This window comes from Pseudaquabacterium terrae (assembly GCF_013266755.1).
Classification (GTDB): domain Bacteria; phylum Pseudomonadota; class Gammaproteobacteria; order Burkholderiales; family Burkholderiaceae_C; genus Pseudaquabacterium; species Pseudaquabacterium terrae.
Genome location: NZ_JABRWJ010000010.1, coordinates 1 through 19,172, shown reverse-complemented (window position 1 = coordinate 19,172; position 19,172 = coordinate 1). Strand labels below are relative to the sequence as shown.

20 protein-coding genes and 2 pseudogenes are annotated in these 19,172 nt (G+C 69.8%); 4 read left to right on the top strand and 18 right to left on the bottom strand.

The annotated features are described in order from the left end of the window. The first annotated feature begins 82 nt into the window (after positions 1-82). Together HLB44_RS28605 and HLB44_RS28600 are read left to right on the top strand one after the other, a co-directional pair. Entirely contained in the window at positions 83-583 is a 501-nt protein-coding gene (locus HLB44_RS28605; RefSeq protein WP_173131229.1) for a universal stress protein, read from the top strand. Then, positions 580-1,164 (top strand): hemerythrin domain-containing protein, encoded by a 585-nt coding sequence (locus HLB44_RS28600; protein ID WP_173131227.1) that lies wholly within the window; start codon positions 580-582, stop codon positions 1,162-1,164. Before HLB44_RS28605 ends, HLB44_RS28600 begins: the two co-directional genes overlap by 4 nt. A gap of 29 nt (positions 1,165-1,193) precedes the next feature. Here the strand turns inward: HLB44_RS28600 and HLB44_RS28595 are convergent, their stop codons facing one another. Together HLB44_RS28595 and hemN are read right to left on the bottom strand one after the other, a co-directional pair. Further along, on the bottom strand, positions 1,194-1,880 hold the full coding sequence (locus HLB44_RS28595; protein ID WP_173131225.1) for a sulfite exporter TauE/SafE family protein: 687 nt from the start codon (positions 1,878-1,880) through the stop codon (positions 1,194-1,196). A gap of 16 nt (positions 1,881-1,896) precedes the next feature. After that, positions 1,897-3,324: an oxygen-independent coproporphyrinogen III oxidase gene (gene hemN, locus HLB44_RS28590; RefSeq protein WP_173131224.1), complete on the bottom strand. Its 1,428-nt coding sequence runs from the start codon at positions 3,322-3,324 to the stop codon at positions 1,897-1,899. A 98-nt stretch (positions 3,325-3,422) separates the two neighbouring features. On the opposite strand from hemN, the gene HLB44_RS28585 reads away from it, so the two are divergent. Beyond that, the gene (locus HLB44_RS28585) at positions 3,423-4,172 is read left to right on the top strand and encodes a helix-turn-helix domain-containing protein (RefSeq protein ID WP_246312525.1); all 750 of its coding nucleotides are present in this window, start codon (positions 3,423-3,425) and stop codon (positions 4,170-4,172) included. A gap of 19 nt (positions 4,173-4,191) precedes the next feature. Here HLB44_RS28585 and HLB44_RS28580 read toward each other — a convergent pair whose 3' ends face one another. The 11 genes and pseudogenes from HLB44_RS28580 to HLB44_RS28530 all read right to left on the bottom strand — a co-directional run bounded on the left by HLB44_RS28580 (position 4,192) and on the right by HLB44_RS28530 (position 14,083). Next, positions 4,192-5,352 (bottom strand): Fic family protein, encoded by a 1,161-nt coding sequence (locus HLB44_RS28580; protein WP_173131221.1) that lies wholly within the window; start codon positions 5,350-5,352, stop codon positions 4,192-4,194. 138 nt (positions 5,353-5,490) lie between these two features. Then, entirely contained in the window at positions 5,491-5,787 is a 297-nt protein-coding gene (locus HLB44_RS28575) for a hypothetical protein (RefSeq protein ID WP_173131218.1), read from the bottom strand. Positions 5,788-5,815: 28 nt separating this feature from the next. Next, positions 5,816-6,085 carry a nitrogen fixation protein FixH gene (locus HLB44_RS28570; RefSeq protein WP_173131215.1) on the bottom strand — a complete coding sequence of 90 codons (270 nt, stop codon included), beginning with the start codon at positions 6,083-6,085 and terminating at the stop codon, positions 5,816-5,818. Positions 6,086-6,110: 25 nt separating this feature from the next. After that, positions 6,111-7,565: a cytochrome c oxidase accessory protein CcoG gene (ccoG, locus tag HLB44_RS28565; protein WP_173131212.1), complete on the bottom strand. Its 1,455-nt coding sequence runs from the start codon at positions 7,563-7,565 to the stop codon at positions 6,111-6,113. A gap of 20 nt (positions 7,566-7,585) precedes the next feature. Beyond that, positions 7,586-8,485 (bottom strand): cytochrome-c oxidase, cbb3-type subunit III, encoded by a 900-nt coding sequence (ccoP, locus tag HLB44_RS28560; protein ID WP_173131209.1) that lies wholly within the window; start codon positions 8,483-8,485, stop codon positions 7,586-7,588. A gap of 15 nt (positions 8,486-8,500) precedes the next feature. Further along, complete coding sequence (locus HLB44_RS28555; RefSeq protein ID WP_173131206.1) at positions 8,501-8,644, bottom strand: cbb3-type cytochrome oxidase subunit 3; 144 nt, start codon at positions 8,642-8,644, stop codon at positions 8,501-8,503. Positions 8,645-8,659: 15 nt separating this feature from the next. After that, on the bottom strand, positions 8,660-9,283 hold the full coding sequence (gene ccoO / locus HLB44_RS28550; RefSeq protein ID WP_173131204.1) for a cytochrome-c oxidase, cbb3-type subunit II: 624 nt from the start codon (positions 9,281-9,283) through the stop codon (positions 8,660-8,662). A gap of 36 nt (positions 9,284-9,319) precedes the next feature. Further along, positions 9,320-10,774, bottom strand: coding sequence for a cytochrome-c oxidase, cbb3-type subunit I (ccoN, locus tag HLB44_RS28545; RefSeq protein WP_173131201.1), 1,455 nt, complete (start codon positions 10,772-10,774; stop codon positions 9,320-9,322). A gap of 103 nt (positions 10,775-10,877) precedes the next feature. Then, positions 10,878-11,012, bottom strand: a pseudogene (gene ccoS / locus HLB44_RS38235) (cbb3-type cytochrome oxidase assembly protein CcoS); the annotation flags it as partial. Between the two features lie 31 nt (positions 11,013-11,043). Beyond that, positions 11,044-13,281, bottom strand: a complete 2,238-nt coding sequence (locus tag HLB44_RS28535) for a heavy metal translocating P-type ATPase (protein ID WP_173131195.1) — start codon at positions 13,279-13,281, stop codon at positions 11,044-11,046. A gap of 25 nt (positions 13,282-13,306) precedes the next feature. Next, complete coding sequence (locus HLB44_RS28530) at positions 13,307-14,083, bottom strand: Crp/Fnr family transcriptional regulator (RefSeq protein WP_173131192.1); 777 nt, start codon at positions 14,081-14,083, stop codon at positions 13,307-13,309. Positions 14,084-14,217: 134 nt separating this feature from the next. Between HLB44_RS28530 and HLB44_RS28525 the strand changes: the two genes are divergently transcribed. Further along, entirely contained in the window at positions 14,218-14,775 is a 558-nt protein-coding gene (locus HLB44_RS28525) for a hemerythrin domain-containing protein (RefSeq protein ID WP_173131190.1), read from the top strand. A gap of 11 nt (positions 14,776-14,786) precedes the next feature. Here HLB44_RS28525 and HLB44_RS28520 read toward each other — a convergent pair whose 3' ends face one another. The 5 genes and pseudogenes from HLB44_RS28520 to HLB44_RS28500 all read right to left on the bottom strand — a co-directional run. Further along, on the bottom strand, positions 14,787-15,308 hold the full coding sequence (locus tag HLB44_RS28520) for a nitrous oxide reductase accessory protein NosL (RefSeq protein WP_173131181.1): 522 nt from the start codon (positions 15,306-15,308) through the stop codon (positions 14,787-14,789). Next, positions 15,305-16,126 carry an ABC transporter permease gene (locus HLB44_RS28515; RefSeq protein WP_173131179.1) on the bottom strand — a complete coding sequence of 274 codons (822 nt, stop codon included), beginning with the start codon at positions 16,124-16,126 and terminating at the stop codon, positions 15,305-15,307. The genes HLB44_RS28520 and HLB44_RS28515 overlap by 4 nt, the downstream gene beginning before the upstream one ends. After that, positions 16,123-17,043, bottom strand: a complete 921-nt coding sequence (locus HLB44_RS28510) for an ABC transporter ATP-binding protein (RefSeq protein ID WP_173131177.1) — start codon at positions 17,041-17,043, stop codon at positions 16,123-16,125. Before HLB44_RS28510 ends, HLB44_RS28515 begins: the two co-directional genes overlap by 4 nt. Continuing rightward, complete coding sequence (locus HLB44_RS28505; protein WP_173131174.1) at positions 17,030-18,298, bottom strand: nitrous oxide reductase family maturation protein NosD; 1,269 nt, start codon at positions 18,296-18,298, stop codon at positions 17,030-17,032. Before HLB44_RS28505 ends, HLB44_RS28510 begins: the two co-directional genes overlap by 14 nt. Further along, positions 18,295-18,738: pseudogene (locus HLB44_RS28500) on the bottom strand (4Fe-4S binding protein); the annotation flags it as partial. The pseudogene HLB44_RS28500 and the gene HLB44_RS28505, both read right to left, overlap by 4 nt. Positions 18,739-19,172 lie beyond the last annotated feature (434 nt).

Below are 19,172 nucleotides of genomic sequence, written 5' to 3'. Positions count from 1 at the left end.
TGATGCAGCGCAAGGCCGCGCGCGCCGGCGCTTTCTAGACTGGCCTTGACGACTTCAGCAGCCCATCGAAGGAGTGGCTCACATGTTCCGACACATCCTCGTGCCGCTCGACGGCAGCGCCACGGCCGAACGTGGACTGCAGCAAGCCATCCGCCTGGCCACGGCGCACCCCTCCTCGATCCTGCTGCTGCACGTCATCGACGACTTTCCGACGATGCGCGAGTTCGCGAGCTACGAGCTGCTCGCCCAGGAGCAGGAAGCCCGCGCGAACGTGCCCGCCGCGATGCTCGCCGCCGCCGTGCAGCAGGCCGCGCAGGCCGGCGTCACGGCGGCGAGCAGGGTGGCCTTTGCCGTGCTCGACCTCCCCGACACCATCGTCGACATCGCGAGCAAGGAACACTGCGAGCTGATCGTGCTGGGAACACACGGACGCCGCGGCCTGGCGCGCGCAGTGATCGGCAGCGTTGCCGAAGGCGTCGCGCGGCGCAGCCCGGTGCCGGTGATGCTGGTGCCGCCGGCGGCGGGCACGGTCGCCGAGACCGCGACCGCAGGTCGCCCCCCGGCCCACAGGAGCATCGCATGACTCACGCCGCGACACGCATCATCCGCGACGAGCACCAGGCCCTCGCGGCCATGCTGAGCTCGGTGCTGCTGCTGCTGGCACAGCATCGCCGCGACAAGAGCCTGCCGGACTTCGGCGCGCTGCGCGCGATGCTGTTCTACCTCGACGAGTTTCCGGAGCAGCGCCACCACCGCAAGGAGACCGAGCTGTTGTTTCCGAAGCTGCGCGCGCGCACGCCGCTGGCGCGCGAGCTGCTGGATCGCCTCGACGAGGACCACGCGCGCGGCGAGGCGCGCATTCGCGAGCTGGAGCATCGCCTGCTGGCCTTCGAGATGATGGGCGAATCGCGGCGCGAGGCCTTCGAGCAGGCCGCCGCGCAATACGTCGACTTCTATCGCTCGCACATGGCGCTGGAAGAGCGCGAAGTGCTGCCGCTGGCCGAGCGCGTGTTGACGCCCGAGGACTGGGCCGATGTCGACGAGGCCTTCGAAGCCAACCGCGACCCGCTGACCGGCTGCGCGCCGGAAGCCGCGTACGAGCAGCTGTTCTCGCGCATCGTCGCGCTGGTACCGGCACCGCTGGGGCTCGGTCCGGCGCGCTGAGTCCAAACGCCGCGCCGCGGCGGCGCCAGTCAGCAGACCAGCCGCGCGACGTCCTGCCACAGCCCGTGGCCCAATGCCCACGCCGATGCGCCGGCCACCGCGGCACCGGCCAGGCGCACGCCCCAGCGGCTGTCGGCACCGGCCTTCGGCCGCCACCAGCGCTGCAACAGCCGTGCACCGAGCTGCAGGCCGAGCCCGGAACCCAGGCCGAAACTGGCCATTACCGCCGCGCCGTGCCACGGCGCGGGGCTCAGCGAGGCCAGCATCAGCGCCGAATACAGCAGGCCGCACGGCAGCAGCGCCCAGAGCAGCCCGGCGATGCCGCTGGCCAGCAGCGGTCCGCGCACCGAGCCGTCGTCCCAGCCCAGGGTGCGCAGCCTCAAGCCCTGCCAGGCGCGCTGCGCCAGGCGGTCCAGCGCCGCGGGTTGGCGTCCGCGCCACAGCAGGCTGATGCCCAGCGCGACCAACGCCACATGCAGCATCGCCCAGAACGGCTTCAGCAGGCCGATGCGGTCTGCACCCCAGCCCAGCAACGCGGCCGACGAGGCCGCCGCCGCGCCGAGCAGCGCATAACCCGCGATGCGGGCGGCCTGGAAGGCCCACAGCCGCTGGCGCGTGCAGCCGATGCCGGCGCTGGCCGCGCCGCACATCGCAATGCAGTGCGGCGCGCCGGCCAGGCCCATCAGCAGCGCGCTGATCAGCAGCCCGAAGACCATGGGCGATCCGAGGCGGCTAGACGATGCGCGAGAAGCGCGCGCGGCAGCGTTCGGCCTGCAGCGGCTTGTCGAAGACCATCGCCACCGCGCGCACGAAGTACCAGCCGAGCGGCGTGACCTGCAGGCCGTCGTCCTCCAGCTCGACGAGGCCCTGCTCGGCGAGCGAGCGCAGCCGTTCGAGCTCGGGCGCGAAGTAGTCGGCGAAGCGCACCAGGTGCGCGGCATCGATCGATTCGTAGTCGACGCGGCCCTGGCACATCACGGCCATGATCACCGCGCGGCGGATCAGGTCGTCGCGCTCCAGCGCGAGCCCGCGTACCACCGGGAACACGCCGTTGCGCAGCGCGTCGTAGTACTCCGGCAGCGTCTTCGCGTTCTGGCTGTAGCTGGCACCGACCTTGCCGATCGCCGACACCCCCAGCCCGAGCAGGTCGCAATCCGGCTGCGTGCTGTAGCCCTGGAAGTTGCGGTGCAGCCGGCCCTGCCGCTTGGCCACCGCGAGCGCATCGTCGCGCAGCGCGAAGTGGTCCATGCCAATGTAGTCGTAGCCCTCGGCGCCCAGCGCATCGATCGCCGCGGCGAGCATCGCGATCTTGTGCGCGGGCGCGGGCAGGTCGGCGCAGACGATGCGGCGCTGCGGCTTGAAGCGCTCGGGCAGGTGCGCGTAGGCATACAGCGCGATGCGGTCGGGCCGCAGCGTGCGCACCTGCGCCAGCGTGCGCTGGAACGATTCCGGTGTCTGCTTCGGCAGGCCGTAGATCAGGTCGACGTTGATCGACTGGAAGCCGATGCGCCGTGCCGAGGCCATCAGCGCGAGCACCGACTCGTAGGGCTGCACGCGGTGCACGGCCTTCTGCACGTCGGGGTCGAAATCCTGCACGCCGAAGCTCAGCCGGTTGAAGCCGAGCGCGGCCAGGTGCTGCAGGCGCTCAGGCGTCACGGTGCGCGGATCGACCTCGATCGACAGCTCGGCATCCGGCAGCAGCCGGAATCCGCCGCGCAGCGCCGCCATCAGCCGCGCCAGCTCGGCATCGGTCAGGAAGGTCGGCGAGCCGCCGCCGAAGTGCAGCTGCGACACCGAGGTCGCCGCGCCGAGCACCGCGGTGTGCAGTGCGATCTCGCGCTCCAGCGCATCGAGGTACTCGGCGGCGCGCTCGTGGTGCTTCGTGATGACCTTGTTGCAGGCGCAGTAATAGCACAGCGACTCGCAGAACGGGATGTGCACGTAGACCGACAGCGGCGCCCGCGTGCCGGCGCTGGCGCCCAGCGCGCCGATCGCGCGTCCCGCGCCGGTGCGGTCCTGCAGCGCGCGGCGATAGGCCGCGGCGTCGAAGGCCTCGACGAAGCGGTCGGCCGTCGGATAGGACGTGTAGCGCGGGCCCGCGACGTCGAAGCGGGCGAGTTGGTCGCCGCGCACGGGCGGCTGGGGGGCGAGCGTCGTCATGCCGCAACTTTGTCCCGGGGGGGCGCCGCACGGCTTGATCCAGCGCAAAGCCCGGCGATGAATGCTGACGACAATCAATTCCATCGTTGAGGTGCCTCATGCTCGATCCCTGCCACGCCACCCTCTCCACCGAACCCATGCACGAGCTCAAGGTCGCCTGTTCCAGCTGCAGCCTGCGCGAGCTTTGCCTGCCGCTGGGCATGCGCAGCGCCGACGTCGAGCGGCTCGACACGCTGGTGGCCAACCGCCGCCGCGTGCGCCGCGGCGGCGCGCTCTTCCACGTCGGCGATCCGTTCACCGCGCTGTACGCGGTGCGCACCGGCTTCTTCAAGACCTGCGTCGCGACCGAGGACGGTGCGAGCCAGGTCAGCGGTTTCCAGATGGCCGGCGAGATGCTCGGCCTGGACGCCATCAGCCACGACCGCCACACCTGCGACGCGATCGCGCTGGAAGACTCGCAGGTCTGCGTGATCCCGTACGACCGGCTCGAAGCGCTGTCGCGCGAATTCGTCGAGCTGCAGCAGGCCTTCCACAAGATCATGAGCCGCGAGATCGTGCGCGACCACGGCGTGATGCTGCTGCTCGGCAGCATGCGTGCCGAGGAGCGCCTGGCCACCTTCATCCTGAACCTGACGCGCCGGCTGAAGGCCCGCGGCTTCTCGCCCACCGCGCTGGTGCTGCGCATGACGCGCGAGGAGATCGGCAGCTACCTCGGGCTGAAGCTGGAGACCGTCAGCCGGACCTTCTCGAAGTTCCACGAGGAAGGGCTGCTGGCGGTGCGGCAGCGGGAGGTGCGGGTGCTGGACGAGGAAGGCTTGCGGCGGCTGGTGAATGCGCCAGGCGTGTGACGCGCGCCGCCCGCACGCATCAGGCCGCCGTCCCTGCCAGTGCGTCAGAAATGAAGCCCTGATCGGTCAACGCTCGCACCACGCCGCGAAGCAGCATGTTGTGGCTGAACCCGATGCAGTACTGCCGCGAGCCCGGCTTGATCGGCTGCAACATGCCGGCGTCCACGAGCTTGCGGATCTGGTACGTGCGCTGATTGGCATTGAGCCGGGGCATTGCCGACTCCAGGTCGCCGGCCTTGACGACGCCTGACTTGATCGTCGATGCCAGCACGGCTTCCTCCTGCGGGTTGATGAGCTGGCGCTGCCGCGCGTGCGTGACCGCAGGGAGCAGCACCGTGCTCTGCAGGTGGTGGTAGTCGGCGAGCCGGTTCACCTTGTTCAACTCGTCGCGCACGCCTGCGAGCACATAGGTGCACCAGCCTTCAAGGGCCGCATCCGTGCCGGCATCGGCCGCCGACAGCATGGCGTAGTAGCGGTTGCGGTCGGCGCAGAACACCGCAGCCGGATTGAGCAGGCGACCGGCGGCGCTGACCTGAAATCCGTACTTGATCAGCAGCGCGTAGGTGAACAGACGCACGACTCTTCCGTTGCCATTGCCGAACGGGTGGACCCACGCGAAGCGGTGATGTGCCAATGCCACTTTCATCAGGTCGTACTTGGGCGGGTCAGGCCGGTTGACGAAGCTCACCAACTCCTGCATGTACTCGGGCACGCGCATCGCATCGGGCGGCAGGTGCGTGGCCAGGGCAATGCGCACCGGCCCTCTTCGGTAGGCACCTGGCGTGGTGTCCCCTTCACGCTGGAGGCCCTCGACGGTCGTGGCGTGCAAACCGCGCAGCAGATGCTCGGACAGCGGCTCGCCGGGTAGCATGGTCTGCTCGATCTGCTGCATCGCGCGCTCGATGTTGTCGATTTCGAGCAACTGATCCCCGCGGCCCGTACCATCGGCCACCTTGGCGTCGACATAGTCGGCCAGGGTCGTGTGATTGCCTTCGATCCGTGCAGAGGCCAGGCTCTCGAGCAAGTGGAAGACATGCTTCAGTTGCAGGAAGACCGGCCAGGGCGTGGTTCCCTGGATCTGAAGCCGCCTCAAGTGTTCCAGGTCGGTCAGCACATCCAGCAGCGGGGACGCAAAGCTCGGATTGAGCAGGCGCAGATCGTGATGGACAAACGTGGCCATGGGTCACCGTCATCTGCGACGGCCGTCAACAAATTCTGGACTCTATGTCAAGAACATAAGTGTTGACAACAGCTTACGAAATCGCCTGGCGCAAGCTTTCTTGAATTTCGGCCCATGCGATCTGGAACCGACCCGGGACTATCGCCCGCGCGGCACCGGCTTCGGACACGCCTGCGGCCTGCCGTCGACCGGCAGCGGACACCGGTTGCGCTCGAACGGTGACGCCGACAGCAGCGTCGTCAAGGCGCTCGACAACATCGTCGCGCCCCAGAAGACGAAGAACGAGACCGTGTAGACGGCCGAGCGCGACAGCTCCAGCGGCTCGCCGTCGAAGCCGCGCAGGGCCTCGGGGTCGACCAGCGCAAAGACCACCGTCTCCAGCGCGCCGGCGGTCAGGAAGGCCGGCCAGGCGATCCACATCACGCGTTCCTTCATCGGGGTCTCCTCGGCGTTTGTCGTCGTTCTAACGCTTGACTGGCGCGTCCGTTGCCGGCGGCGGCGCGGCGGCATGGTTGCGCGCCTGCACGGCGGGACGCAGCGCGGTCGGTGCCGGCGTCTGCAGCACGACGGTGTCGGCGGCGCGCATCGCGATCGCCGCGGTGGCGCTGGCGGCGATGACCACCGCGAGCGGCCCTCCGACGACGAGCCACATCATCGGCTCTTGCCACCAGCGGCCGGCCCGCGACGGGGCAGCGACCGGCGCGGCGCCGTGAGAAGGAATGGAGGTGTTCATCGTGAACCTCGTGCAATCGGCGCCGTCAACGCGGCACCAGGAAGGTCGAGCGCTCGTGCACGCTGCGCGCGGCGTCGCCGTCGGCCGCGCGGCGCTCGATGTGGAAGGTGATCGGCTGCGAGCTGCCGGCGAACTGCGGCGCAGCCTGCGGCGGCAGCTGCACGCGCACCGGCACCCAGCGCGCCTGTGCCGGGCCGATCTCGACCGGTGCGGCGCCGGCCAGCGCGAGCCCCGGCAGCCCGTCGACCGTGATCGAGTAGTGCTGCGTGCGCTCGGTGCTGTTCATCACCTGCAGCCGATAGACGTTCTCGACGCGGCCGTTGTCGACGAAACGCGCCAGCGCGCCGCGGTCGCGGATCACGTCGACCTTGAACGGGCTGCGCAGCACCAGGCTGGCGACGAAGCCGATGCCGATCGCGCCGAGGATCGCGCCGTAGATCAGCACGCGCGGCCGCAGCACGCGGCGGATCATCTGCGCGCGCGTCCAGCCCTGCGCCAGGCCGTTCTCGGTGGAGTAGCGGATCAGCCCGCGCGCATAACCGAGCTTGTCCATCACGCCGTCGCAGACGTCGATGCAGGCGGCGCAGCCGATGCAGTCCGACTGCAGGCCGTTGCGGATGTCGATGCCGGTCGGGCAGACCTGCACGCACAGCGTGCAGTCGACGCAGTCGCCCAGGCCCCTGGCGCGCGGGTCGACCTTGCGCGAGCGCGCGCCGCGCGGGTCGCCGCGGCCCGCGTCGTAGCTGACGATCATCGTGTCGGCATCGAACATCGCGCTCTGGAAGCGCGCGTACGGGCACATGTACTTGCACACCTGCTCACGCATGTGGCCGGCATTGCCGTAGGTGGCGAAGCCGTAGAACAGCACCCAGAACCATTCCCACGGGCCGAAGGCCAACGAGGTCGCTTCGGCCGCCAGGCGCTGGATCGGCGTGAAGTAGCCGACGAAGGTGAAGCCGGTCCACAGTCCGATCGCGATCCACGCCGCGTGCTTGCCGCCGCGGCGCCACAGCCGGTCCCAGGTCCACGGGCCGGCATCGCGCCGCATGCGCGCCGTGCGGTCGCCTTCGAAGCGCTGCTCGACCCACAGGAAGATCTGCGTGTAGACGGTCTGCGGGCAGGCATAGCCGCACCACAACCGCCCCGCGATGGCGGTGAAGAGGAACAGGCCGAGCGCACTGAGCACCAGCAGCGCGGTCAGGTAGATGAAGTCCTGCGGGTACAGGACCAGGTCGAAGATGTAGAAGCGGCGCGTTGCGAGGTCGAACAGCACGGCCTGCCGGCCGTTCCACGGCAGCCACGCCAGCCCGTAGAAGATCGCCTGCGTCAGCCACACGAAGGCCCAGCGCCAGCCGTTGAACCAGCCGCTGACCGAGCGCGGATAGATCTTCGCCGAACGCTCGAACAGCGAGATCAGCTCGGCGCTGCCGTCAGGGGTGGCAGCGACCGGCTGGATCGGGATCACGGGGCGGGAAGACATCGAAACCGGCCAACGCTTGATCAGTGCGGGTGAGATTGACCCCAGACGTAGCCCGCCAGCACGCGGATCTGCGACGGCGTCAGCTTGTCTGCATGCGCCGGCATCGTGTTGACCTTGCCCTGGCGGATGATGTTGGCGATGGCCTCGTCGCCCCAGCCGTGCAGCCAGACCCTGTCGGCCAGGTTCGGCGCGCCGAGGGCCGGATTGCCCTGCCCCTTCATGCCGTGGCAGGCGGCGCACGCCGTGAACTTCGAGCGGCCGAGGTGGGCCTGGATTTCATTGTGCGGGCTGCCGGACAGGCTGAGCACGTAGTTCGCGAGGTTGCGCACGTCGTCGCTCGAGCCGACGGCGGCGGCCATCGGCGGCATCGTGCCGATGCGTCCCTTGGCGATGGTGTGGATGATCGCGTCGGGCGAGCCGCCGTACAGCCAGTCGGTGTCGGTCAGGTCCGGAAAGCCTTTGCTGCCGCGCGCGTCCGAGCCGTGGCATTGCGCGCAGTTGTTGACGAACAGGCGTTCGCCGACGCGCAGCGCCTGGCCGTCGGCCGCCAGCTGCTCGACGCTCATCGCATCGAAGCGCGCATACAGTGGCGCCAGCTCCTGGTTCGCACGCTGGATCTCGGCCTCGTACTGCGCCTTCTGCGACCAGCCCAGGCTGCCCTGGAAGCTGCCGAGCCCCGGGTAGAACACGAGGTAGATCGCCGAGAAGACGATGGTCAGCACGAACAGGCCCATCCACCACATCGGCAGCGGGTTGTTCAGCTCGCGCAGGTTCTCATCCCACACATGGCCGGTGGTGTTGTCGGCGGCCATCGCCTTGGTGCGGGCGGCGATGATCAGCAGCACCAGGCAGGCGAGGATGCTGACCGCGGTGACCACCGCGATGTAGGTCGACCAGCCCTCGTTGAAGAAATCGCTCATGGCAGGGGCTCCGTTCTATTCCGAATCCAGCGGCAGCCGCGCCGCTTCGGCGAAGCGGGCCTGGTTGCGGCGCGCCCAGGCCCAGGCGCAGATGCCGGCGAAGACCAGCAGCGAGACCAGCGTGACGGCCGAGCGCAGGTCATTGACGTCGATGTTCATGGCGATCCTCTCGAGTTACTTGCGCGCGGTGCCCAGCACCTGAAGGTAGGCGACCAGCGCGTCGAGCTCGGTGCGGCCCTTGACGGCATCGGCGGCGCCGCCGATCTGCACATCGGTGTAGGGCACGCCGACCATGCGCAGCGCCTTCATGCGCGGCGCCATCTGCTGCGGATCGACCGCCGCGGTCGCCAGCCACGGGTAGGACGGCATGTTCGATTCGGGCACCACGTCGCGCGGGTTCAGCAGGTGCACGCGGTGCCATTCGTCCGAATAGCGGCCGCCGACGCGGTGCAGGTCCGGCCCGGTGCGCTTGCTGCCCCACTGGAACGGATGGTCGTAGACGAACTCGCCGGCCACCGAGTACGGCCCGTAGCGCATCGTCTCGGCGCGCAGCGGGCGGATCATCTGCGAGTGGCAGTTGTAGCAACCCTCGCGCAGGTAGACGTCGCGGCCGGCCAGCTGCAGCGCCGAGTACGGCTCGAGCCCGGCGACGGGTTGCGTCGTGCTCTTCTGGAAGAACAGCGGCACGATCTCGACCAGGCCGCCGAACAGCAGCACGACGATGATCAGCGCGATCATCAGCACGCTGTTGGTCTCGATGCGTTCGTGCGAGAACGCGGGAGCTCCGGGATCGGACATGATGAATTCCTATTGATTATTCGGCGCGGCCACGAATCAGGCACCGGCCAGCGCTGCAGGCGCTTCGGACTGGCGTGCCGGCTGCGGGCCTCGTGCGGTCATCCAGGTGTTCCAGGCCATGATCAGCATGCCGGCCAGGTACAGCAGGCCGCCGATCGTGCGCACGACATAGAACGGGAACGTCGCCTTGACGCTCTCGACGAAGCTGTAGGCCAGCGTGCCGTCGGGGTTGATCGCGCGCCACATCAGGCCCTGCATCACGCCGGCGATCCACATCGCGGCGATGTACAGCACGATGCCGATGGTGGCGACCCAGAAGTGCAGCTCGATCGCCCGCACGCTGAACATCTGCTTGCGGCCGAACATGCGCGGGATCAGGTAGTAGAGGCTCCCCATCGAGATCAGCCCGACCCAGCCGAGTGCGCCCGAGTGCACGTGGCCGACGGTCCAGTCGGTGTAGTGCGACAGCGCGTTGACCGTCTTGATCGACATCATCGGACCCTCGAAGGTCGACATGCCGTAGAACGACAGCGCGACGATCAGGAACTTCAGGATCGGGTCGTCGCGCAGCTTGTGCCACGCGCCCTGCAGCGTCATCACGCCGTTGATCATGCCGCCCCAGCTCGGCGCCAGCAGGATCAGCGAGAACAGCATGCCGATCGATTGCGCCCAGTCGGGCAGTGCGGTGTAGTGCAGGTGGTGCGGACCCGCCCACATGTAGGTGAAGATCAGCGCCCAGAAGTGCACGATCGACAGCCGGTACGAGTACACCGGGCGCTCGGCCTGCTTCGGGATGAAGTAGTACATCATCCCGAGGAAGCCGGCGGTCAGGAAGAAGCCGACCGCGTTGTGGCCGTACCACCACTGGATCATCGCGTCCTGCACGCCGGCGTAGGCCGAATAGCTCTTCATGAAGCCGGCCGGCACCGCGGCGCTGTTGACCAGGTGCAGCAGCGCGACGGCGATGATGAAGGCGCCGAAGAACCAGTTCGCGACGAAGATGTGGCGGATGCGGCGGGTGGCGATGGTGCCGAAGAAGACCACCGCGTACGACACCCACACCAGCGTGATCAGGATGTCGATCGGCCATTCGAGCTCGGCGTACTCCTTGCCCGAGGTGTAGCCCAGCGGCAGCGAGATGGCCGCGGCGACGATCACCGCCGTCCAGCCCCAGAACGTGAAGGCTGCGAGCCTCGGCGCGAACAGCGTGACGTGGCTCGTGCGCTGCACGACGTAGTAGCTGGTCGCGAACAGCGCGCTGCCGCCGAAGGCGAAGATCACCGCATTGGTGTGCAGCGGCCGCAGCCGGCCGTAGCTCAACCACGGGACGCCCATGTTGAGCTCGGGCCACGCGAGCTGCGCGGCGATGAACACGCCGACGGCCATCCCGACGACGCCCCAGACCACCGACATCACGGTGAACTGGCGCACGGCGGTGTCGTCGTAGACCGCAGGGGGCTGCGTGAGCGGTGAAGCGGTGGCGTGGTTCATCGGGCAAGACCTCGAGGTTTCAGCGCTGCGATTGTTCGAGGGCCGGGCGGTCGCGGAGTTGATCGGGCGCAAGCTTCGAGGCGATGTCCGACAAGTTCACTGGGCCATCCCAGAGGATGCGTTCGCCCTCCCGTTCGAGGTTGTCGAACTGGCCGCCGTGCAAGGCCCAGGCGAAGACGACGATGATGGCCAGCACCAGGACCACCGACAGCGGGACGAGCAGGAACAGGATGTCCATCGTGGGCGCCTAACGTTTGAAAGGGTTGGGGTCAGCCGATGCGCCGCAGCCGCTGCGCATTGAGCACGACGGAGAGCGAGCTGCAGGCCATGCCGAGACCCGCGGCCCAGGGCGGCAGCCAGCCGGCGAGCGCCAGCGGCACGCACACCGCGTTGTAGGCCGCGGCCCAGCCGAGGTTCTGGCGCAGCACGCGCAGCGTGCGCTGCGCGAGCGCGCGCGTCGCGACCAGGTCGACCAGGCTGCCGCGCAGCAGCGTGAAGTCGGCCTGCGCGCGCGCCAGCGGCGCGCCCTGGCCCATCGCCAGCGAGACGTCGGCGCGCGCCAGCACCGGGCCGTCGTTGATGCCGTCGCCGACCATCGCGACCCGATGGCCCTGGCCTTGCGCTGCGGCGACGATGCGCAGCTTGTCTTCCGGCGATGCACCGGCATGTACCTCGCGTACGCCGAGTGCCGACGCGACGCGCTGCGCCGCGGCCGGCCGATCGCCGCTCAGCAGCATCGTGCGCACGCCATCGGCGTGCAGGCGCTCGAGCGCGGCTCGCGCATCGGGGCGCAGGCGCTCTTCGAATTGCAGCCGTGCGACGGCTTCGCCGTCGACCGACAGCCACGCGGCACCGTGGTCGTCATCGTCATCGTCGTCGGCCGATGCGCCGGTGCCGGCGAAGGCCTGCGCACCGAGACGCCAGCAGCGGCCGCGGGCATCCCGGCCCTGCACGCCCTGCCCTGCAGTCTCGTGCTGGTCGGAAAGCGGCGACGGCTCGATGCCGTCGCGGTTTGCCGCATCGACGATCGCGCGCGAGACCGGATGCAGCGATCCGTTGGCCAGTGTCAGCGCGGCCTGCAGCGCGGTGTCGGCGCGCCAGCCAGGCGCCGGCAGGACCTGCTTCAGCGCGATGCGGTCCTCGGTCAGCGTGCCCGTCTTGTCGAACACGATGAGGTCGGCGCGGGCCAGCGCTTCCAGCGCGGCCAGGCGTTGCACCAGCACACCGCGGCGCGCGAGCGTTCCGGCGGCCGTCAGCAGCGCCGATGGCGTGGCCAGCGACAGCGCACACGGGCAGGTGACGATCAGCACAGAGACTGCCACCCACACGCTGCGCGCCGGATCGATCCACCACCACGCCAGCGCACCGCCGCAGGCCAGCAGCAGCACGCCCCACAGGAACGGCAGCGCGATGCGGTCGGCCGCGCGCGCCAGCGGCGGGCGGTCGGCCGCGGCGCGCGCCATCAGCGCGACGATGCGGGCATAACGCGTGTCCTCGCCGAGCGTCTGCAGCCGCTGCAGCACCGGCGCGCTGACATTGAAGCTGCCGGCCAGCAGCCCGTCGCCGGCGTTGCGGCGCAGCGGCGTCGATTCGCCGGTCAACAGCGCCTCGTCGACCAGCGTGCTGCCGTCGACCAGCGGCCCGTCACCCGGGAAGGCCTGGCCGGGGCGCACGCGAACGGTGTCGCCGTGCACCAGCGCGGTCAACGCGATCATCTCGCCGCGGCCATCGGGCGCTATGCGCTCGACCGTCTCGGGCAGCCGCGCCATCAGGTCCTCGAGCTGGCCGACGCTGGCATGGCGTGCGCGCAGCTCGAGCGCACGGCCGGCGAGCAGGAAGAAGACGAACATCGTCAGCGAGTCGAAGTACACCTCGCTGCCGAGCACGCCGCCGGGATCGAAAGCCGCCGCGGTGCTGGCGGCGAAGGTGACGACGATGCCCAGCGCCACCGGCACGTCCATGCCGATCCGGCGCCGCGTCAATTGATTGATGGCACCGCGCAGGAACGGCGCGGCCGAGAACAGCAGCACCGGAATGCTGAGCAGCCAGCTTGCCCACTGCAGCAGCCGCGCGATGTCGGGGCTGATGCCCTCGGGGCCGGCGACGTACGCGGGCGTCGCGTACATCATCACCTGCATCATGCAGAAACCCGCGACGAAGAGCCGCCACAGCATCGCGCGCCATTCGCGCCGGCGCGCGGTCTCGGCGTCGAGCGCATGGGCCGGCAGCGCGCGGTAGTCGCCGGCGCCTTCGATCGCCGCGACCAGCGCGGACGCGCGCGTGCGCGCCGGATCCCAGCGCAGCTGCGCGCGCCGCGTCGCCGGGTTGACGTCGGCCGACTCGACGCCGGGCAGCCGCTTCAGCGCGTCCTCGATCAGCACCGAGCACGCGGCGCAGACCATCCCGTCGATCAGCAGCGTCGAGTCGGCGCGTCGCGCGGCGTCGGCGCCGGACCAGCGGGTGAAGCGCGCGAGCTGCGTCGGGTCGTCCCAGGCCAGGGTGCTCATCGTCCGGCGTGCGGCGGTGCTGCGTTCAGACGCGGCGCGGCGGCACGCCGGCCGTCGCCAGCTCGTGCAGCAGCGTCAGGTCGAGCAGCTCGATCGTGTAGCCGCGGGCGCGCACGGCGCCCCGCGTGATCAGCTGCCGCAGCACACGCGAGAACGTCTCCGGCGTCGCGCCGAGCTGCGAGGCGATCGCCCGCTTGCGCTGTCGCAGCACGACCTGCGGAACCCGCGCGACGCCGCCGGTGACCGGCGCCTCGGCATGCTGCAGCAGCCAGGCCGCGAAACGCGACTCCGCGCTCTGGCGGATCAGGCTCAGCTCGGCACCGAGCATCGCCTGCACGCGTTGCACCAGCGATCCGGCGCTGGCCGCCAGCAGCATCGGGTGGCGCAGCCCGCAGCGCAGCAGGTCGGCATGCGCGAAGGACAAGGCGAGCCCGTCCTGCTCGACCAATGCGTCCTCCAGGTAGCCGCTGCCGTCCATCAGCCAGGCGCTGGCGTTGTCGATCCACTGGCCGGGACGCACGTCGCGCGTCTGCTGCTGCATGCGGCCGCGTTCGGCCAGGCCCATCGCCACCTGCCCCGACAGCAGCAGCCAGTGGCGCTGCGCCGGCTGCTCGCGCGATAGCAATTGCGCGCCCCTGAACAGCGACACCGGCAAGGCCACCGGCAGCAAGGCCTGCAGGCCGTCGGCTGGTGCATCGGGTGCCGCGGCGCTCAGCGCATCGAGCCAGCCCTTGGGGGAAGGTGCGAGCGTGGCATGCGCAGGATCGGCAGGATCGGCGGTGGCTTGAGAGAGGGATGTCATGGTCGGCTTCCGCGAGTGACTGCGATCGGCCGATCTTCGGCGCGCACGCCGCGACAGGCATTGATCACCATCAAGGCATCGCGTGCCGGGCCATGTGAAGCTGCCTTCAGCGTCCGCCCAGGAGAGCCCCGCGCATGTCTGCAGTGCCTGTCCCCGCCGCCCGACCGGCATCCGCCGCCTTCGACGACGGCTTCGACGTACTCGACGCCTGTCACCGGCGCATCCTGTTCGCGCTCGGCAAGCTGTCGGCGCTGGTCACGCGGCTGGCCACGATCGGCACCGATGCCGAAGCGCGCGCTATCGCCGCGGAGTTGCTCGGCTTCTTCGCCTTCAGCGTGCCGCAGCACCACGTGGACGAGGAGCGGCATGTCTTTCCGCGCCTGGCCAGCGACGGCGACGACGAAACGGTGCAGGCGGTGCTGCGGCTGCAGCAGGACCACCTCTGGCTCGATGAGGACTGGATGGCGCTGTCGCCGCATCTCGCGGCGATCGCCCGCGGCCAGGCCTGGTGCGAGCTCGACAGCCTGCGCGACGGCGTGCTGGTCTTCAACGCGCTGATGCACGACCACATCGCGCTGGAAGAGTCCTTGATCTATCCACAGGCGCGCGAAAGGCTGCAGGGCCAGCAGCGGCGGGACATGGGCCGGGAGATGGCGGCGCGCCGGCGCGCGCAGCGCGTGCCGGCCTGCTGAACCGCGCCGCGCTACATCTTCACGTCGTGGCGCGCGCCGCCGGAGAGATCGGCCATCTCGGGCTTGATGTCGGCATAGCGCAGCACCTTGCCGCCCCACTTCGCGGCGAACTGCTGCGCCGGGTCGAGCGCCGCGAAGCTGGCGAAGGTCGGTCCCATCGAGCCGTGGCGCCTGCTGCCGACCACGTAGAGGCCCGCCTTGGCATCGAACCAGTGGCCCGCCGGCTGGTCCCAGTCGGCGAGCGCCATGTCCTGCACATAGGCGGCGCGCACCGCGCGCACCTGCTCGGGCCGCAGCAGCGTCGAGAAGAGCTCGACGGTGTCGCAGAAGAACACCGGCGTGGCGGCGCCGGCGTAGTGCACCTGCGCCTTTGGGCCGGGATAGTCGGCGAGCAGCATGCCGTCGAGGTCGCAGGCGGTGGCGCCGTCGACAGGCTTCGGCATGGCGGCGATCTCGCCGGCGGCCTGTCCGCAGCCGGCGAGCACCGCGGCGCAGCCGGCCAGCAGCAGGTGGCGGCGATGCAGCGTGTTCATGATGATCGGAACCTCCAGGTGGCGACGCCCAGCGGCGCCGCGATCCAGCCGAGCATCACCAGCGCCATCAGCCAGGGCTTGGCCAGCGGCGCCGGCACGATGCCGGCGAGCCCGTAGAGGTTCTTGACCTCCTCGAGCGAGAAGACGTTGAGGATGCGGAACACGTCCGCGGGATTGAGCAGCAGCAGGTACGGGAAAACGTCGCCGCCGACTTCGCCGCCGCTCGTCACCAGCAGCCCGAGCAGCAGCAGGTCGTACACCAGCACGAAGAAGAACCACAGCGCGATGGCCAGTCCCGATGCGCGCGCGCGATCGGCGGCCAGCACCGAGACCATCACCGCGAGGCTGAGGAACACCAGGCCCAGCAGCACCGAGCTGACGAGGAAGCCGCCGTAGGGCTCGAGCGCCGCCTTGCCGGCCTGCGCACCGAGCATCAGCGCGACGAGGCCGAAGCCGCACAAGGTCGACAAGCTCAGCGCCGCCGCCAGGCCCAGGTACTTGCCCAGCAGCAGCTCGAGCCGCGTGATCGGCATCGCCAGCACCAGGTCGAGCGTGCCGCGCTCGGCTTCGCCGACGACGGCATCGAAGCCGAGCAGCAGCGCGATCAGCGGAATCAGGTAGATCACCAGGCTGACCAGGCTGGCGATCGTCGCCTCGGTGGAGCGCAGTCCGACAGCGCCTTGTTGCGCGCCGCCGAAGTACGCGATGACCAGCGCGAAGACGGTGAAGACGAGCGCCACCGCCAGCACCCAGCGGTTGCGCAGCCGGTCGCGCAGCTCCTTGGCGGCGACGATCAGGACGGGGCGGGCTTCGATCATCGCGCGAGCTCGAAATAGACGTCTTCCAGCGTGGGCTCGTGCACCTGCACGTCGTCCACGCCGCCAGGCACCGCGGCGATGGCCGCCAGCAGCGGCATCTTGGCGTGGCGCGGGCACAGCGCCCGCAGCCCGTCGACCAGCCAGCGCGTTTCGGCCAGCGGCAGCAGTGCCAGCGCGCGCTGCAGCGCCGGCACCGAAGCGGGCGCGGCACGCAGCGTCACGCGCAGCGGCAGCGCCATGCGCTCGCGCAGCGCCTGCACGCTGCCCAGCGCCTGCACGCGGCCGTTGGCCAGCAGCGCGAGCCGGTCGACGCGCTCCTGCAACTCGGCCAGGACGTGCGACGTGATGACCACCGTCGTGCCCTGCTCACGCAGCGTCGCCAGCGTGGCGTGGAAGTCGCGCGTCGCGACCGGGTCGAGCCCGGTCGTCGGCTCGTCGAGGAACAGCACCGCCGGCTCACCCAGCAGCGCCTGCGCGAAGCCCAGCCGCTGGCGCATGCCCTTGCTGTACTCGCGCACCGGGCGATCGGCGGCCTGCTCCAAGCCCACGCGCTCGAGCAGCGGCGCGCACCCTGCCGCGTCGGCACCCTTGAGCTTCGCGAAGTAGCGCAGCGTCTCGATGCCGCTCAGGTTGTCGTATAGCACGACGTTCTCGGGCAGCCAGCCGATGCGCCGGCGCACGTCGCGGAAGCCGCGTCCGTCGACCGGCGCGCCCTGGATGCGGATCGTGCCGGCGGTCGGCTTCAGCAGCCCGAGCATCAGCTTGATCAAGGTGCTCTTGCCGGCGCCGTTGTGGCCGATCAGGCCGAACAGCTCGCCGCGCCGCACCTCGAGGTCGACGCCATCGACGGCGCGCACGGCGCCGAAGTGCTTGGTCACGCCGGCCAGGGCCAGCGCGGGATGTTCAGTGCTCGCCATTCGAAACGCTCCACAGCGCCGGCTGCTGCGGCGCGAGCCGCGGTTGGGGATCCACGACGCTGGGCACGCGCAGCAGCGGGAACTGCTGCGCGACGAGCCGCAGCGCCTGCACGGCAGGGCTCGCCAGCAGCAGCCGCGCCGACGGGTGGCGCCAGACCAGGCGATCGACGACGTCGTTGGCCTCGTAGCGCACATCGCCGCGGCCGTCGCCGTCGCGGTCCCAGCCGACGTAGTTGCTCCAGTGGTTGCCGTGCCTGGCGCCCCAGGTCTCGTCGCGCGCGCCGACGTAGCGCACCTGCTCGCGGTTGCCGACGAAGTCGTTGCCCTCGACTTCGTTGCGCGTCGAGCCGGCCGACAGGTGCACGCCGACCTGGTTGCCGATCACGACGTTGCCGCGCAGCTGCGCGTACTCGACGTCGTAGATGAAGAAGCCGCGCGCGTTGCCGGAGACGACGTTGCCCTCGATCACCGAATCCTGCAGCGTGCGCAGCATGATGCCGTGGTCGCTGTTGCCCCAAGCGCGGTTGTTGCGCACGATCTGGTCGCGCACCTCCATCAGCGCCAGGCCGCCGCGGTTGCGGTAGCTGTCGTTGTCCTCCCACAGGTTGTGGTAGGAATTCATGTAGTGCGTGCCGTAGCGGCTGTGGTGCAGCCGGTTGCCGCGGAACACCGCGTGATGCGAGACGTCGACATAGAGCGCGTCGCGCACGAACGAGATGCGATTGCCGCTGATGCGCGCACGCTCGGTGTTGTAGAGCTGCACGCCGTTGCCGCGCTGCGACGATGCGTGGTCGCGCTTGCCGACGATCAGGTTGTCCTCCACCGTCACGTCGTCGGCCTTCTGGATCCACAGGCCGAACAGGTTGTAGACGAGGTCGCAGCGGCGCACTGTCGTCCGGTGCGAACCCGGCGTGACATAGATGCCGGCGTTCTGCTCAAGCAGGCTGGCGCCGGAGTCGCGCACGATCAGGCCCTCGATGATCACGTCGGGCGCGGTGATGCGGATCGTGTCGCCCTGCAGCCCACCGCTCAGCGTCGGCCGGTCGATACCGCGCAAAATGAGCGGCTTCGTGATCTTCAGGTTCGCCGTATAGCGGCCGCGCTGCACTTCGACGATGTCGCCCGGCGCGGCGCGGTCGATCGCGGCCTGGATCGAGCCGCCGGGCTGCACGGTCCACGTGGCGGGTGCGGCAGGTGCCGCGGCCGTGGCCAGCGGGGCCAGCACGCAGGCGATGAGGGCCAACAGGATCTTCATGCGACGAAGCGGCCGGCCGCCTTCAGCGCCAGGAACAGCGCGGCGCCGATCAGCAGGTTCTTGAAGCCGACGTAGCAGACCATGTCCATCACGTTGGCAACGCGGTAGCGGCGGCCCCACCACGGCCCGTCTTTCACGTAGCGCTTGGCGCCCAGGCGGATCAGCACCTCGTAGACGCTCCAGCCGAACCACCAGCCGATGACGGCGCCGGCGCGCAGATGCCCGAGCGCTGCCAGCACCCAGACGATCGTGGCGCCGAGCGCGAGCGAGATGCCGGCGGCGCGCAGCGCGAGGTGCGGCGCGGCGACCCCGCGGCGCCACGGCCACGCGTGGTCCCAGGCCTCGGCGCAGAGCCAGCCGCAGACGCCGGGCTCGCCTTGCAGGTAGGCGGGCACGACGGGCTCGGTGGGCATGCGGGGGTCGACCATGTCAGTTGCTCGACCGCGCTGTTTGCGAGCCGAGATCCATAAGACGGGACAGCGTGAAGGACCGCTGGCGGCCCTGAGCGGTCGTGGCATGTCGTTGGCTTGCGGAGTTCGGCGCGGCAAAGCCGGGCGCGGGCTGCACGGCCCGGGCGAGATGGCGGTCGGCCCTGGGGGGCCGACTGCTCTGCGCTGCTCGCAGACGCGGGATGGGTCCACAACTCGGCCCTGAGTACAGGGCCTCAGACACGTGGACCCAGCTCCCTTCGGTCGCCGACCCGCGCCTGCTGCGCTGCTCGACGCTCATCTCTGAATGCCCGGGCCGCGCAGCCCGCGCCCGGCTTTGCAAAACCACGGAGATGCGCGAAGAAAACCCGACACCCGTCACGCAGAGGTTTCTCGTCGCACGCCACCCCGTCTCTGCAAAGCCGGTGGCGGGCACGCTGGCCGGG